Below are 14,280 nucleotides of genomic sequence, written 5' to 3'. Positions count from 1 at the left end.
GTGACCAGCTACTACGAGATCCGCCACACCGTCGGGTTCGAGGAGACCAACCTCGTCGGCAACGTGTACTACGTGAACTACCTGCGCTGGCAGGGCCGCTGCCGGGAGATGTTCCTCAAGGAGAAGGCCCCGTCCGTGCTGGACGAGGTCCGCGACGACCTCAAGCTGTTCACCCTCAAGGTCGAGTGCGAGTTCTTCGCCGAGATCACCGCCTTCGACGAGCTGTCGGTGCGGATGCGGCTGGAGGAGCTGACCCAGACGCAGGTCCAGTTCAGCTTCGACTACGTCAAAATCACCGACGGCCAGGAGGTCCTGGTCGCCAAGGGGCGCCAGCGGATCGCGTGCATGCGCGGCCCGAACACCGACACCGTGCCCGCCCGGGTGCCCGAGGACCTGCGCCGGGCGCTCGCGCCCTACGCCGGGGCACCGGTGCTCGCGCGCGCCGGGCTGGGGGGATGACCGTGCGGCAGTCCGCGTCCACGATGGAGCAGACCTCGCTGCGGGAGGCCATGTCCCTGTTCGCGACCGGGGTCACCGTGCTGGCGGTCGGGGGCGAGCACGTGCACGGCATGACGGCCAACGCCTTCACGTCCGTGTCGCTGGACCCGCCGCTGGTGCTGTGCTGCGTGGCCCGCTCGGCGGTGATGCACCGGGCGATCGACGGCGCCGGGCGGTTCGCGGTGTCCATCATGGGCGCCGACCAGCGCGACACCGCGGAGTACTTCGCGGACAAGCGCAGGCCGCTCGGGGCCGAGCAGTTCGACGCGGTGGAGTGGCTGGAGGGGCCGCGCAGCGGCGCGCCCCTGCTGTGCGGCGCCCTGGCCTGGCTGGAGTGCCGGCTCGTGCACCGCTACGAGGGCGGCGACCACACCATCTTCGTCGGCGAGGTGCTCGACTGCCGCCGCGGCGCGGGCGGCGGGGCGCTGCTGTTCTACGGCAGCGCGTTCCACCGGGTCTGACGTCGAGCGGGAGGAGCGGGACCGTGCTGGTGACCGTCACCGGGGGAACCGGGTTCGTCGGGGCGCACACGGTGGCGGCGCTGGTGCGCGCCGGCCACCGGGTCCGCCTGCTGGTCCGCGCGACCGGCGCGGTGGACGCGGCTCTTCGGCCGCTGGGGGTGCCGCCCGGCGCGGTGGACGCCGCGGTGGGCGACGTGACCGACGAGCGGTCGGTCGCCGCGGCGGTGCGCGGCGCGGACGCGGTGGTGCACGCGGCGTCGGTGTACTCGTTCGACCGCCGCCTGCGCGCCGCCGTGCGGCGCACCAACGCCCGGGGCACCGGGGTGGTGCTCGACGCCGCCCGCCGCGCCGGGACGGGCAGGGTCGTGCACGTGTCCAGCACGGCGGCCCTGTTCGGCCCCGGCGTGCGGGTGATCGGCGACGACTCGCCGGTGGGCGCACCGCGCGAGCCGTACGCGGCGAGCAAGGCCGCCTCGGAGGAGATCGCGCGGCGGCACCAGCGGGAGGGGGCGCCGGTGGTGGTCAGCCGACCGCCGGCCCTCCTCGGGCCGCACGACCCCAAGCTCGGCGACCAGGTGCGGCGGCTGCGCGACACCCTGCGCGGCATCATGCCGGTGTGGCCCGCGGGCGGCCTCCAGATCGGCGACGTGCGGGACACCGCGGCGCTGCACGTCGCGCTGCTCGACCCGGGCGTCACCGGGGCGCACTTCGGCCCCGGCCACCACCTGACCACCCGGCAGTACGTGGCGGAGGTCCGGCGGGCCTCGGGGCGCGCGCTGCCCGCGGTGTTCCTGCCCGCCGCGCTGATGGCGCCGGTGGGCCGGCTCACCGACCTCGTCCAACCCCTCTGGCCGTGGCACGTCCCGGCCGAGCACGAGGCGATCGCCACGGTCGGCGCGGCGGTCCGCGTCGACCCGGCGGCGAGCACGCTCGGCCTCGCGCCCCGGCCGTTCGCCGACACCGTCGCGGACACCGTGCGGTGGCTCGCCGAGACCGGGGCCGTGACGCCCCGGCAGGCGGGGGAGCGCGCCGGCCGCAGGACAGCACACCGGGAGTAGCACCACCCGTGCGGCCCGGCGGACAGTGGGTCCGCCGGGACCACCGGACCGAACCAGCGAGGTGAACGCCGTGGCCCACGTCCGAACCGACGTCGACATCGACCGCCCCGTCCGGCGGGGTCGGCTGATCGCGGGCAGCGCCGCCGCCGGGGTGCTGCTCGCCGTCCTCTGGTCCTACGAGTTCGTCGACCACGTGATCGGCGCGAACGTCGCCGGCGCGCTGCTCGGCGAGGACGCCGCCGCGGTGTCGATCGCCGGCACCGCCTCGGGCCTGGTGTTCGCGTTCGTCTCCGGGCTGGCGGGCACGTTCACCGCGTGCAACATCGCGATGGCCGCGTCCCTCGGGCCGATGGGCCAGGCGTCCGGCGCGACGACCGGCGCGGTGAAGCCCCTGCTGCGGCCCCTGGGGCTGTTCACGGCGGGCATGGTCGGCGTGTCGGCGCTCTACGGCGCGGTCGGCGTGCTGGTCGGGCCGGGGCTGCCGCAGCTGTCGTCCGCCACCGTAGGGTCCGTGCCGGTGCGCCTGCTCCAGGCGTCCGTCGTGTTCGGCGTGGTCGGCCTGGCCCTGGCCCTGCTGGGCCTGGCCTCGCTCGGCGTGGTCCGCGACCCGTTCCGCGACCGGCCCGCGGCCCGCGTGGTGGTGCTCGGCGTGCTGGTCGGGGCGTTCCTCATCGGACGGCCCTACCCGTTGTTCATCAAGCTGTTCCGCTCGGCGGTGGAGTCGGGCAACCCGCTCTACGGCGCGGGCGCGTTCGTGCTCCAGTCGGTCGGCAACGTGCTGCTGGCCGTCCTGGTGCTCGTCGTGCTCGCCCTCGTGACCCGGGGCCGGTTCCCGCGCTGGTCGGCGGGCGGTTCGCGCCGCACGACCGCGGTCAGCGCCGGGCTGCTCATCGCCCTCGGCGTCTTCCTGCTCGTCTACTGGGACCTGCGCGTGCCGTCGCTGTTCGGCTTCGGCTGGTTCCCCACCATGCCCTACAACTGACGCCCCCCGGACGAAGGAGTCGACCGTGCCCGCGACAACCGCTGCGCCCACGACCACCGCCGCGCCACCGGGCGCCGCACCGGCCTCGCGCGTCCGCCACGGCGCGCTCGCCGGGCTCGCCGGCGGCCTGGTGTTCGGGCTGCTGATGGCCGGGCTGGGGACGCTGCCCCTGGTCGGCCTGCTGGTCGGCGTCGACAACGCCGTCGTCGGCCTCGCCGTGCACCTGGTGGTCTCGGCGGTCGCCGGCGCGCTGTTCGGCGTGCTGAGCGGGAAGCTGCCCGACGCCGTGGTGCCCGTCTACGCGCTGAGCCTGCTCTACGGGGTGGCGTGGTGGGTCGTCGGCGCGCTGCTGGTCATGCCGCTGTGGCTGGGCGTCACGGCCGACCCGGCGATGCGCGACCTGGTGTTCGTGGTCGGCGACGCCCAGTGGGTCAGCCTGTTCGGCCACGTGTTCTTCGGCCTGTCGACCGGCGCGACGCTGCTCGTGCTGCGCGGCCATGCCCGGTAGCGGCGACCCGGTGCGGGGGGTGTGAGCGCCGTGGCGCACATCCACCTGGACGTGGACGAGGCGGTGTTCCCGGGCATCGCGGGCCTGTTCCGGTTCCGGCCGGAGACCGCCGGGCCGCTCAACGAGCTGGCCGAGGTCCTCCTGCGGGGACCGAGTTCCCTGTCGCGGGGCGAGCGGGAGCTGGTGGCCGCGCACGTGTCCGGCCTCAACGAGTGCTCGTTCTGCCGCGACTCGCACTCGGCGTTCGCCGCCGCGCAGCTCGACGGGGGAGCGGAGCTGGTGCGCCTGGTGCGCGCCGATCCCGCCACCGCGCCGATCGGCGGCAAGCTGCGCGCGCTGCTCGACATCGCGGGCGCGGTGCGGAAGTCCGGCAAGGAGGTGACCGCCGACCTCGTCGAGGCCGCGCGGGCGCGGGGCGCGACCGACCTGGAGATCCACGACACCGTGCTCATCGCCGCCGCGTTCTGCATGTTCAACCGGTACGTCGACGGCCTCGGCACGGTCGTGCCGGACGACCCCGCCGAGTACGACCACGTCGCGCGCGGCATCGTGGAGCACGGCTACACCCGGCCGTAGCGGACCACGCGCGGCACCGCCCACCGTCCCCTCCGGACGGTGGGTTTTTCCTTTGTCGGCACGGCTTCCCGGGCCGTCCGGGTGGTCGGGCAACCTCGGAGATGTGGTCGGCACCGGCCCGCGCCAGAGTTGTCGGTGCAGTTCACCGTACCGAGGAGCGCAGATGACGATCACGGAGTCGGCGGCGCGGCCGGACACCGTCCGCCGGGCGGCGGAGCTGGTGGGCCTCGTCCGCGGGCACGCCGCGTGGATGGAGGAGAACCGGCGCCTGCACCCGGAGGTGCTGGCGGCGGTCGACGGCGCCGGCCTGCTCAAGCTGCGGGTCCCGGCGCGCTACGGGGGCCTGGAGACCGACATGGCCACCGTGGTCGACGTCATCGCCGAGCTGTCGCGCGGTGACGGGTCGCTCGGCTGGGTGTTCAACGCGTGGATGAACGGCTGCTGGCTGGCCGGGTTGCTCCCGGACGAGGCGCAGGACGAGATCTTCCCCGACATGGGCGGGGTGGGCATCGGCCTGAGCGTCAGCCCGACCGGCGTGGCCGTGCCGACCGCGGGCGGCGTGCGGCTCGACGGCAAGTGGGCGTTCTGCTCGGGCGTCCTGCACGGCGGCTGGTTCGCCCACTCCGCCGTGCTGGCGCACGACGACGGCGCGCGGGAGCCGGTCACCGTCCTCGTCCGGGCCTCGGAGCTGACCGTCGTCGACGACTGGCACACCGCGGGCCTGCGGGCCACCGGCAGCGTCACCACCCTCGCCGAGGACCTGTTCGTCCCGGACTCGCGGGTGGTCCGGATGGTCCCGGTGCTGACCTCGGGCGAGCACCGGTCACGGCTCAACGCGCCCTCGCCGGTGTGGCGGGCGCCGTTCTCGCCGGCGGCCTCCGCGGTGGGCAGCGCGCCGGCGCTGGGCGTGGCGCGGGCGGCGTGGGACCTGTTCTTCGAGCGCCTGCCCGGCCGCAGGATCACCTTCACGCGCTACGAGCGCCAGGAGGAGGCGCCGCTGACCCACCTCCAGGTGGCGGAGGCGGCGATGAAGCTCGACGAGGCCGCGTTCCACGTGCGCCGCGCGGCCGAGCGGGTGGACACCAAGGTGCTGGCCGGCGAGGCGTGGAGCACGGAGGAGCGGGCCCTGTCGCGGGTGGACATGGGCGCGGCCACCCAGCTCGCCAAGGAGGTCGTGGACGTCCTCAAGACCGCCAGCGGCGGGTCCTCGATCTACTCGGGCGTGCCGATCCAGCGGATCGAGCGGGACGTCCTGGCCATCAACCTGCACGGGGTCCTGCACCCGAACACGAACCTGGAGCTCTACGGCCGCGTCCGCTGCGGCCTGGAGCCCAACACCGACCTCATCTAGGTCCTGGGAGCGACGAAAGCGATGGTGCCGACCGTGGAAAGTCCGACGCGAGAGCAACTGGTGAACCGCGTGGCCGAGCTGGTGCCCGCCCTCCGCGAGAAGGCGGCCTGGATGGAGGAGAACCGGCGCCTGCACCCCGAGGCGATCGACCTGCTCGCCGAGGCCGGGCTGTTCAAGCTGCGCCGCCCCAAGCGCTACGGCGGGTACGAGGTCGACACCAGCACCCTGGTGGACGTGGGCGCGCAGCTGGCGCGCGCCGACGGGTCCCTGTCCTGGACGATCAGCGTGTACTGGACCCCGACCTACATCACCGGCATGTTCCCCGACGAGGCCCAGGACGAGGTGTTCGCGACCGAGGACGTCCGGGTGTGCGGGTCCAGCACGCCCAGCGTCATGGCCGCGCCGGTGGACGGCGGCATCGTCCTCAACGGACCGTCGAAGTTCGCCAGCGGCGCGCTGCACGCCCACTGGCAGGAGGTGGCGGCGATCCTGATCCGCCCGGACGCCGAGCCCGAGCCGATCATGGCCCTGGTGCCGATGTCCGACCTGGAGCTGGTGGACGACTGGCACACCTCCGGCCTGAAGGCCACCGGCAGCATCACCACGCTGGCCAAGGACGTGTTCGTGCCGCAGCACCGGGTCATCCCGATGGCCGCGGCGATGATCCCGCAGTCGCTGTCCCGGGCGAACGCGGACTCGGTCATGTACCGCACGCCGACCTCGCTGGTCGCGGCGGCGTCCGGCGCGGGCACCCCGATCGGGCTGGCCGAGGCCGCGCTAGAGGTGTTCCTGGAGCGCCTGCCCGACCGCAAGATCACCTACACGTTCTACGAGAAGCAGAGCGAGGCGCCGATCACCCACCTCCAGGTCGGCACCGCGCGCCTGAAGATCGACGCGGCCCGGTTCCACGCCGAGCGGTGCGCCGCCCTGGTGGACGAGAAGTGCCTCAACGGCGAGCCGTGGAAGCTGGAGGAGCGCACGCAGGTCCGCGTCGACTGGGGCCAGGCGTCCAAGCTCGCGAAGGAGGCGGTGGACATCCTGTTCTCGGCCAGCGGCGGCAGCGCCATCTTCGGGCGCGCCACCCCGCTGCCCCGGATCGTCAACGACATGAACGCGGTGAACCTGCACGCGCTGATCAACCCGGACACCAACACCGAGACCTACGGCCGCGTCCTGTGCGGCCTGGAGCCCAACACGGTCTACGTGTAGCCCACCGCGGGAGGGGTGCCCGGGCCGAGGTCCGGACACCCCTCCCGCGCGGCGGCACCGAGGACGAAGGGGAGTACGGCATGAAGGTCTTCATCACCGGGGCGAGCGGTTACGTCGGCGGCGTGGTCGCCGAGCACCTGCTCGCGGCCGGTCACCACGTCGCCGCGCTCGCCCGGTCGGACCGGGCGGCGGAGCGGGTCGGCGCGCTGGGCGCGGAGGTCGTGCGCGGCGGGCTGGCCGACCTCGACGTGCTGCGCGACGCGGCGGCGGGCGCGGACGCCGTGGTGCACGCGGCGGTCGACTACGCCGAACCGGCGATGCGCGCCGTGGAGGAACCGGCCCTGGGCGCGCTGCTCGGCGCGCTGGACGGCGGGCGCGGGTTCGTCTACGCGAGCACCGCCCTGGTCTACCCGGACGCGGTGGGCGGGCCGCCCGCCGAGGGCGACGCCGTCGACGAGGGCTCGCCGCAGGTGTTCAAGCTGCACGGCGAGCGCCAGGTGCTCGCCGCCGCGGACGTGACGGCGACGGTGCTGCGCGGCGGGCTCGTGCACGGCCGCGGCGGGTCGGCGCTCGTGCAGGCGATGATCGGCGCGGCGCAGCGGTCCGGCTCCGCGCCCTACGTGGGCACGGGGGAGAACCCGTGGTCCCCGGTGCACGTCGACGACCTGGCCCGGCTGTACCTGGCGGCGCTGGAGCGGCCGGTCGGCGGGGTGGTCAACGCGGCCTCCCGGGCGCTGCCGCGGGTGCGGGACCTGGCCGAGGCCGTCGCCGCGCTGACCGGGGCCGACCCGGGTCCGCTGTCGCCGGAGCGGGCGGCGGCGGAGTTCGGCCCGCTGGCGGGGGTGCTGGAGCGCGCCATCACGCTCGACCCGTCCCGGGCGGAGGAGGTCTTCGGCTGGACGACGCGGGAGGTCGGCCTGCTGGAGGACGTGCTGGAGGGGTCCTACCGGGACCTCGCCCGCTGAGGAGGGCTCAGGAGTCGGCGGTGGCCACGCCGAGGTGGCGTTCCCGCAGGTCGTCCATGACCTCGCGCCACATCGGGGGACCGCCCTCGTGCAGCGCCTCGGCCCGCACCCGCAGCTCCGGCGTCGTGGGGCGGTGCCGCAGGCCCCACCAGCCCAGCTCGGCCAGCACGGGCACCAGTTCGATGGCCGCCTCGGTGAGGCTGTACGTCGCGCGCCGCCCGGCGCCGGCGTCGTCGTGGGTGAGCAGGCCGGCCGCGACCAGGTTGCGCAGGCGGGAGGCGAGGATGTTGGAGGCGATGCCCTCCTCGGACTCCCGTTGCAGGGCCCGGAAGTGGCGGCGGTCCGCGAACATGATGTCGCGCAGCACGATGAGGGTCCACCGGTCGCCCAGCACCTCGACGGCGGCGTTGACCGGGCAGCCCGACCGCGGCTCGTCGATCATGACCACCTCCAGCTGGTTGCAGTTTACCACCGCCCTGCTACCGTACAACTGGTTGCGAAATGCAAGCGGTTGTCCCGGGATTCCGCTGAGCACGGTGGAAGGTGCTCCCGCCGCGGGTCGCCGCCCAGACTCGACGGCAGTCAAGGAAGGTGCACATGGGTGACCGGCAGACGGTGACGGGCAACGGCAGGGGCAACGTCGTGCTGGCGACGCTGTTCCTGGGGACGTTCGTGCTGGGCTCGGCGGAACTGCTCATGGTCGGCGTGCTCAACCTCATCGCCGACGACCTGGGCGTCTCCGTCCCCGCGGCGGGCACGCTCGTCACCGCGTACGCGCTGGGCGTGGCCCTCGGCGGTCCGCTGCTGACCGCGCTCACCATCAGGTTCGACAAGCGGCTCGTCCTCGTCGGCTCGGTCCTGCTGTTCGCCCTGGGCAACCTGGTCCCGGTGCTGACCGACGGGTTCGCGCCGTTCGTGGTGGCCAGGGCGGTCACCGGCTCGCTGCACGGCCTGTTCGTCGCGGTCGCCTTCCTGGCGGCCATGGCGGTCGTGCCGCCGGAGCGCGCGGGCCGGGCCATCTCGGTGGTGTTCTCCGGTTTCGCGGTGTCCGCCGCGGCCGGCGTGCCGCTGGGCACCCTGGTCGGCCAGGCGCTGGGGTGGCGCGAGTCGTTCGTCGCGATCGTCGTGCTGAGCGCCGTCGCGTGCGCGGCCACCGCCGCGGTCGTGCCGCCGCTGCCCGCCACCGACGCGGTCGGCGCGGGCGACCAGGCGCGGCACGCCTTCGCCCCGCGCGTGCTGGCCGTGCTCGGCCTCGGCTTCCTGATGTTCGCCTCGCTGTACGCGGCGCTGACCTACGTGGTGCCGTTCCTGGAGGGCGTCACCGGCGTCTCCGGCGCGGTGCTCAGCGTGTTCCTGCTCGCCTACGGCGTGTCCACCGCGGTGGGCTCGTTCGGCGGCGGCCGGTTCGCCGACAGCGGCGCGCCGCGCGCCATGCTGGTCGGCTGCGTCGGCGCGACCGCCGCGATGCTCCTGCTGCTGCTGGGCGGCTCGATCGCCTTCGTGGTGGTGCTCGCGCTGCTGGCCTGGGGCGTGTTCGCGCTCGGCGCGGTGCCGGCGTTCCAGTACCGCGTGCTGGAGCTGGCGGGACCGGGCAGCCAGCTCGCCTCGTCGTTGCCCGCCTCGGCGGCCAACGCGGGCATCGCGCTCGGCTCGGTCGTCGGCGGCATGGCGCTGAGCGGCTCCGGCCCCTCCGGCGCGGTGGTCGCGGGCATCGCCCTCGGCGTCGTCACCATCCCGATCGCCTGGGTCACCGGTCGCCTGAAGCGGCCGGCGGCCACCGGGGCGGCGGAACCGGCACCGGCCGGCTGACCGACCCCCGCCGGGGTCGCGCGGCGCCGGGGTCGTCCACCACCGCCCCTTCCACCACCAACGAGAGCCCGGGCGGACCGACCGCCCGGGTTCCGCACGGGAAAGGGTCTGTCGTGGACAAGAAAGAGCTGCGGATCGGCCTCGTGGGCTACGCGTTCATGGGCACCGCGCACTCCCTGGCGTGGCGGACGGTCAACCGGGTGTTCGACCTCCCGCTGCACGCCCGCACCGTCGCGATCTGCGGCCGGGACGAGGGCAACGTCGCCGCGGCGGCCGACCGCCTGGGCTGGGAGGAGCACCTGACCGACTGGCGCGAGCTGGTCGCGCGCGACGACATCGACGTCGTCGACGTGTGCACCCCCGGCGACCTGCACGCCGAGATCTCCACCGCCGCGCTCGCCGCGGGCAAGCACGTGCTGTGCGAGAAGCCGCTGGCCAACACCGTCGACGAGGCCCGCGCCATGACCGACGCGGCGGTCCGGGCGGGCGCGGCGGGCGTCCGCTCGGCGTGCGGCTACAACTACCGGAGGTTCCCGGCCGTCGCGCTCATGCGGCAGCTCGTCGCCGACGGCCGGCTCGGCACGATCCGGCACGTGCGCGCGGTCTACCTCCAGGACTGGGTCGCCGACCCGGGCGTCCCGCTGCTGTGGCGGCTGCAGAAGGACCGGGCGGGCTCCGGCGCGCTCGGCGACATCGGCGCGCACATCGTCGACCTGACCCAGTACGTGACCGGTCAGCGGGTCACCGGGGTCAGCGCGCTGACCGAGACGTTCGTCAAGGAGCGACCGCTGCTCACCAGCACCCCGGAGAAGCCCGAGTTCGGGCCGGTCACGGTGGACGACGCCGTGCTGTTCACGGCCCGGCTGAACGGCGGCGCGGTCGCCACCTACGAGGCCACCCGGTTCGCCACCGGCCGCAAGAACGCCCTGCGGGTGGAGGTCAACGGCTCGCTCGGCTCGCTCGCGTTCGACCTGGAGCGGCTGAACGAGCTGGAGTTCCACGACGCCACCGCGCAGCGGACCGAGAGCGGTTTCCGCCGCATCCTCGCCACCGAGCCGGAGCACGCCTACATGTCCGCGTGGTGGCCGTCCGGCTGCGCCCTGGGCTACGAGCACAGCTTCACCCACGAGCTGCGCGACTTCATCGCCGCCGTGGCGGCGGGGGAGGACCCGACCCCGTCGTTCGCCGACGCGCTCCAGGTCCAGCTCGTGCTCGACGCCGTCGAGCGGTCGGCCCTGAAGGACTCCACCTGGACCGCGGTCGGGACCTGACGACCGGTCCGCTGTGGACGGTCGCCGGGGACCCGGGCGACTGGGCACGCTGGGACAAGCGCCGCGCGGCACCCCGGTGCCACGATCGGTCTGCGGCCCACCGGACAGCCCACCGCACGACGCCCCGGTCGACCGCCCCACACCCCCTGCCCCGGCCCCGGTCGGGCGGACACGTTACGGAGCGCTCATGGACACCAGTGCCGCACCTTCGCGGGAGGAACTCATCGGCCGGGCGGCGGATCTGGCGCCCCTGTTCGGCAAGAACGCGATCTGGCAGGAGGAGAACCGCGTCCTGCACGAGGACACCGTCTCCGCCCTGCGCGACGCCGGCCTGCTGCGGCTGACCCTCCCGGCCCGCTACGGCGGCTACGAGGTCGACACGACCACCCTGGTCGACGTGCTCGCGGAGATCGCCAAGGGCGACGGCGCGACCGGCTGGGTGGCCACGGTGTGGAACATCAGCACCTGGTTGACGGGCCTGTTCCCGGACGCCACGCAGGACGAGGTGTTCGGCGACGGCGACGTCCGGATCAGCGGCACGTTCGGCCCCACGGCGGTCGGCGTGCCCGTGGACGGCGGCATCGTGCTCAACGGCAGGTGGGTGTTCAACACCGGGGCCCGGCAGGCGACCTGGAACGCGCACGCCGCCGTCCTGGCCGCCGACGGCGAGGAGCCGCAGCCGATCATGGTGATGATCCCGATGGAGGACCTGGAGATCGTCGACGACTGGCACACCTCCGGGATGCGCGGCACGGGCAGCGTGTCCACCGTCGCGGAGGACGTGTTCGTGCCGCAAGCGCGCATCCTGCCGATGATCCCGCTGCTCACCGAGGGGCGGCACCTGTCGGAGCTGAACGCGGCGTCGCGCCGGTGGCAGGTGCCGTTCATGCCGTGGGCGTGCGCGGTGGTCGCCGCGACGCCCTACGGCCTGGCCCGCGCCGCCGACGCGGCCTTCATGGAGCGGCTGCCCACGCGCAAGATCACCTACACGGACTACGAGCACCAGGCCGACGCCCCGCTGACGCACATGCAGGTCGCCAAGGCCGCGCTGCGCGTCGACGAGGCCGGTTTCCACCTGCACCGCGCGGCGGGCCTGGTGGACGGGAAGGCGCCGGGCGAGCCGTGGTCGGTGCGAGAGCGCGTGCAGGTGCGCCTGGACATGGGGGCCACGTGCCTGCGCGCCAAGGAGGCCGTGGACATCCTGAACAACGCCAGCGGCGGGTCGTCGGTGCACCACACGGTGCCGATCCAGCGCATCGCGCGCGACGTGCAGACCTCCAGCCTGCACTCGATCATGCACCCGGACACGAACTTCGAGCTGTTCGGCCGGGTGAACTGCGGGCTGGAGCCGAACACGCAGTTCCTCTGAGCCCGCGGGTCCGCCCCGGCCGGCGACACCCGGCCGGGGCGGGCGCGGTCAGCCCGCCCCGCCGAAGACGCGCCGGGACGCGTCGGCCTGGGCCAGCCTGCGCAGGGCGGTGACCGCCGCGTCGCCGAGCACCGTGCCGACCACCACGCCCGCGACGGGGTCGGCCCCGGTCCACCGCCCGGCCAGCGACTCGACCTCGGCGGCGGCCAGCTCCTCGCACGCGGACGCGCAGCGGTCGACCAGCGCGGTGAAATCGTCGTGCCCCAGCAGCGCGGCCGTCTCCAGCACGCGCGCCAGCGCCCGCGCGGCCGGGTGGGCGGCGTCCACCGACCAGCCGCGCCGGGCGATCAGCCGGGCCACCTCGGCGTCCGCCCGCCCGCCGCCGGCGCCCGAGCCCGCTCCCGCCGCCGTCGCCACCGCCTGCCGCCGCACGCGGCCCAGCAGGGCGGGCACCCCGTCGTCCGCCGCGGTCAGCACCTCGCGGACCGCGGCGAGCGACAGGCCGCCCACCTCGACCAGGGCGCGCACCAGGCGCAGCCGCCGCTCGTGCGCCTCGTCGTAGCGCGCCTGGTTGCGGGCGGTGCACGCGCCCGGCGCGAGCAGGCCCTCGCGCAGGTAGAACTTGATCGTCGGCACGCTCACGCCCGTCCGCCGGCTCAGCTCCGCGATGCGCATCCCACCAGCGTGCGGGGTCCGGCGGCGGCCCCGCTTCTCCCGGCGTGCCGAACGCCGGTCAGATCGGGCGCGCCCGGAACAGGTCGTACTCGTCGGGCAGCCGCATCCCCGGCCCGCCGGCCTGGAGGCCCAGCGGCGCGGCGCGGCCCTTCGGGGTCTCCCACGCCTCCTGCCGGCCGAGCGCGGTCAGGTCGAGGTACTGGTTGCCGCCGATGAACTGCTCGATGCCGCGGCCGAACGTCGAGTACGTGTGGAACACCTCGTCGTCCACCTTCAGGAAGGTGCTGACGCCGGGCCACTCGCCGCGCATGTTCTCGCCCCACGGTTTGCCGGCCTCGGCCAGCTCCTCCTCCGTGCGGTGGTTGAGCAGCACCGGCGCGACCCGGTCGTCCACGGTCGCGTGGAAGTCGTAGTTGAAGTCGTCGCCCCAGCTGGAGTACCAGGGGAACGTCCAGCCCATCCGCTCGCGGAACGCCTCGATCTTGTCGTGCGGCGCGCGCGAGACACCCACCAGCGTGGTGCTGCGGACGTGCAGCTGGGTGAGCTTCGGGATGCCGTCGGCGATGGTGGAGCAGCTGGAGCAGGCGATGTCGCCGGGGTGCTCGACACCGTCCCCGTCGACCCGGTAGGTCCACATCAGGTGGTGCACCACGAGCTGCGGGCGGCCCTCGAACAGGTCCGCCAGGCCGACCTTCCCCCCGGGTCCGACGAACGAGTAGTCCTTGTCGACGCGCACCATCGGCAGCCGCCGGCGGTCGGCGTTGACGCGGTCCTGGGCCAGGGTCAGCTCCTTCTCCTTGTCCAGCAGCTCCTTGCGGGCGGCGAGCCACTCCTCGCGCGACACCACTTCGGGAAGGTTCGCCCTGGGCCCCATCGGAGTCTCCCAACTGCTCTCGTATTGCAATCGGTCATACCGTAGGAGAGACTGGTTCAGGAGTGCAACCGGAGTGCCCGGTTCGGGAACAGCGTTGGAGTGCGCCGTGCGCAAGGACGTGCGATCGGGGTGCCCGGTCAACCTGTCGCTGGAGGTCCTCGGCGACCGCTGGACGCTCCTCGTGCTGCGCGACGTCGTGTTCGTCGGCGCCCGGCACTTCCGCGAGCTGCTGACCGGTCCCGAGCGGATCTCCTCGAACATCCTGTCCGACCGGCTCACCTCGCTCGTCGAGCACGGCCTGCTCGTCCGCTCCGGCGACCCCGCGCACAAGCAGAAGATCACCTACTCGCTGACCGAGCAGGCGATCCAGCTCGTCCCGCTGATCGTGCAGCTCGGCTCGTGGGGGCTGCGGCACCTGCCGGCGACCGACGAGTACGCCGCCCGGATGCGCGTGCTCGACAGCGGCGGCCCCCCGCTGTGGGAGGAGTTCATGGACGAGCTGCGCGAGGAGCACCTCGGCCCGGGGGCGCGGCACCGGCCGTCGCCGGGCGGTCCGACCGTGCGGGCCCGCATCGAGGCCGCCTACGCCGCCGCCCTCGTGGAGCGGGCCGGCTGACCCGTCACCCGACCGGGTGACACCCGCCGACCCGACCTGCGCCGGCCCGCCCGGTGGT

The 14,280-nt window shown here is 74.3% G+C and carries 16 protein-coding genes; 13 read left to right on the top strand and 3 right to left on the bottom strand.

The window, feature by feature from the left end; all coding sequences use genetic code 11:
• The 9 genes from ACRAKJ_RS24360 to ACRAKJ_RS24320 all read left to right on the top strand — a co-directional run bounded on the left by ACRAKJ_RS24360 (nt 1) and on the right by ACRAKJ_RS24320 (nt 7,608).
• Nucleotides 1–459: a thioesterase family protein gene (locus tag ACRAKJ_RS24360; RefSeq protein WP_438924213.1), complete on the top strand. Its 459-nt coding sequence runs from the start codon at nt 1–3 to the stop codon at nt 457–459.
• The gene (locus tag ACRAKJ_RS24355; RefSeq protein WP_438924214.1) at nt 456–959 is read left to right on the top strand and encodes a flavin reductase; all 504 of its coding nucleotides are present in this window, start codon (nt 456–458) and stop codon (nt 957–959) included. The genes ACRAKJ_RS24360 and ACRAKJ_RS24355 overlap by 4 nt, the downstream gene beginning before the upstream one ends.
• Nucleotides 960–982: 23 nt before the next feature.
• On the top strand, nt 983–2,017 hold the full coding sequence (locus tag ACRAKJ_RS24350) for an SDR family NAD(P)-dependent oxidoreductase (protein ID WP_438924215.1): 1,035 nt from the start codon (nt 983–985) through the stop codon (nt 2,015–2,017).
• A 70-nt stretch (nt 2,018–2,087) separates the two neighbouring features.
• Nucleotides 2,088–2,999, top strand: coding sequence for a hypothetical protein (locus tag ACRAKJ_RS24345; RefSeq protein ID WP_438924216.1), 912 nt, complete (start codon nt 2,088–2,090; stop codon nt 2,997–2,999).
• Nucleotides 3,000–3,024: 25 nt separating this feature from the next.
• Entirely contained in the window at nt 3,025–3,507 is a 483-nt protein-coding gene (locus tag ACRAKJ_RS24340; RefSeq protein WP_438924217.1) for a hypothetical protein, read from the top strand.
• A gap of 30 nt (nt 3,508–3,537) precedes the next feature.
• Entirely contained in the window at nt 3,538–4,083 is a 546-nt protein-coding gene (locus ACRAKJ_RS24335; RefSeq protein WP_438924218.1) for a carboxymuconolactone decarboxylase family protein, read from the top strand.
• Between the two features lie 163 nt (nt 4,084–4,246).
• The gene (locus ACRAKJ_RS24330; RefSeq protein ID WP_438924219.1) at nt 4,247–5,434 is read left to right on the top strand and encodes an acyl-CoA dehydrogenase family protein; all 1,188 of its coding nucleotides are present in this window, start codon (nt 4,247–4,249) and stop codon (nt 5,432–5,434) included.
• 24 nt (nt 5,435–5,458) lie between these two features.
• Nucleotides 5,459–6,643 carry an acyl-CoA dehydrogenase family protein gene (locus ACRAKJ_RS24325; RefSeq protein WP_438924220.1) on the top strand — a complete coding sequence of 395 codons (1,185 nt, stop codon included), beginning with the start codon at nt 5,459–5,461 and terminating at the stop codon, nt 6,641–6,643.
• Nucleotides 6,644–6,723: 80 nt separating this feature from the next.
• Nucleotides 6,724–7,608, top strand: a complete 885-nt coding sequence (locus ACRAKJ_RS24320; protein ID WP_438924221.1) for an NAD-dependent epimerase/dehydratase family protein — start codon at nt 6,724–6,726, stop codon at nt 7,606–7,608.
• Between the two features lie 7 nt (nt 7,609–7,615).
• Here ACRAKJ_RS24320 and ACRAKJ_RS24315 read toward each other — a convergent pair whose 3' ends face one another.
• Nucleotides 7,616–8,050 carry a winged helix-turn-helix transcriptional regulator gene (locus ACRAKJ_RS24315; RefSeq protein WP_438924222.1) on the bottom strand — a complete coding sequence of 145 codons (435 nt, stop codon included), beginning with the start codon at nt 8,048–8,050 and terminating at the stop codon, nt 7,616–7,618.
• A gap of 155 nt (nt 8,051–8,205) precedes the next feature.
• On the opposite strand from ACRAKJ_RS24315, the gene ACRAKJ_RS24310 reads away from it, so the two are divergent.
• The 3 genes from ACRAKJ_RS24310 (at nt 8,206) to ACRAKJ_RS24300 (ending at nt 12,057) form a co-directional block, all read left to right on the top strand.
• Nucleotides 8,206–9,417: an MFS transporter gene (locus tag ACRAKJ_RS24310; protein ID WP_438924223.1), complete on the top strand. Its 1,212-nt coding sequence runs from the start codon at nt 8,206–8,208 to the stop codon at nt 9,415–9,417.
• A 113-nt stretch (nt 9,418–9,530) separates the two neighbouring features.
• Complete coding sequence (locus ACRAKJ_RS24305) at nt 9,531–10,688, top strand: Gfo/Idh/MocA family protein (protein WP_438924224.1); 1,158 nt, start codon at nt 9,531–9,533, stop codon at nt 10,686–10,688.
• A gap of 187 nt (nt 10,689–10,875) precedes the next feature.
• Nucleotides 10,876–12,057, top strand: a complete 1,182-nt coding sequence (locus tag ACRAKJ_RS24300; RefSeq protein WP_438924225.1) for an acyl-CoA dehydrogenase family protein — start codon at nt 10,876–10,878, stop codon at nt 12,055–12,057.
• A 48-nt stretch (nt 12,058–12,105) separates the two neighbouring features.
• Here ACRAKJ_RS24300 and ACRAKJ_RS24295 read toward each other — a convergent pair whose 3' ends face one another.
• Together ACRAKJ_RS24295 and ACRAKJ_RS24290 are read right to left on the bottom strand one after the other, a co-directional pair.
• Nucleotides 12,106–12,732, bottom strand: a complete 627-nt coding sequence (locus ACRAKJ_RS24295; RefSeq protein ID WP_438924226.1) for a MerR family transcriptional regulator — start codon at nt 12,730–12,732, stop codon at nt 12,106–12,108.
• A 58-nt stretch (nt 12,733–12,790) separates the two neighbouring features.
• The gene (locus ACRAKJ_RS24290) at nt 12,791–13,579 is read right to left on the bottom strand and encodes a DUF899 family protein (protein ID WP_438924227.1); all 789 of its coding nucleotides are present in this window, start codon (nt 13,577–13,579) and stop codon (nt 12,791–12,793) included.
• Nucleotides 13,580–13,712: 133 nt separating this feature from the next.
• Here ACRAKJ_RS24290 and ACRAKJ_RS24285 point away from each other — a divergent pair, with 133 nt between their 5' ends.
• Nucleotides 13,713–14,222 carry a winged helix-turn-helix transcriptional regulator gene (locus tag ACRAKJ_RS24285; protein ID WP_438924228.1) on the top strand — a complete coding sequence of 170 codons (510 nt, stop codon included), beginning with the start codon at nt 13,713–13,715 and terminating at the stop codon, nt 14,220–14,222.
• The last annotated feature ends 58 nt before the right edge of the window (nt 14,223–14,280 follow it).

This window comes from Saccharothrix sp. DSM 118769 (assembly GCF_052936295.1).
Note: the sequence above shows the minus strand (reverse complement) of the source record. Positions and strands in the feature narration are given on the sequence as shown.

Excerpts from the sequence above, each read along its gene's own strand:
- ACRAKJ_RS24355 (WP_438924214.1), top strand. The coding sequence starts at position 456 with ATGACCGTGCGGCAGTCCGCGTCCACGATGGAGCAGACCTCGCTGCGG.
- ACRAKJ_RS24330 (WP_438924219.1), top strand. The coding sequence starts at position 4,247 with ATGACGATCACGGAGTCGGCGGCGCGGCCGGACACCGTCCGCCGGGCG.
- ACRAKJ_RS24320 (WP_438924221.1), top strand. The coding sequence starts at position 6,724 with ATGAAGGTCTTCATCACCGGGGCGAGCGGTTACGTCGGCGGCGTGGTC.
- ACRAKJ_RS24315 (WP_438924222.1), bottom strand. The coding sequence starts at position 8,050 with ATGATCGACGAGCCGCGGTCGGGCTGCCCGGTCAACGCCGCCGTCGAG.
- ACRAKJ_RS24310 (WP_438924223.1), top strand. The coding sequence starts at position 8,206 with ATGGGTGACCGGCAGACGGTGACGGGCAACGGCAGGGGCAACGTCGTG.
- ACRAKJ_RS24300 (WP_438924225.1), top strand. The coding sequence starts at position 10,876 with ATGGACACCAGTGCCGCACCTTCGCGGGAGGAACTCATCGGCCGGGCG.
- ACRAKJ_RS24295 (WP_438924226.1), bottom strand. The coding sequence starts at position 12,732 with ATGCGCATCGCGGAGCTGAGCCGGCGGACGGGCGTGAGCGTGCCGACG.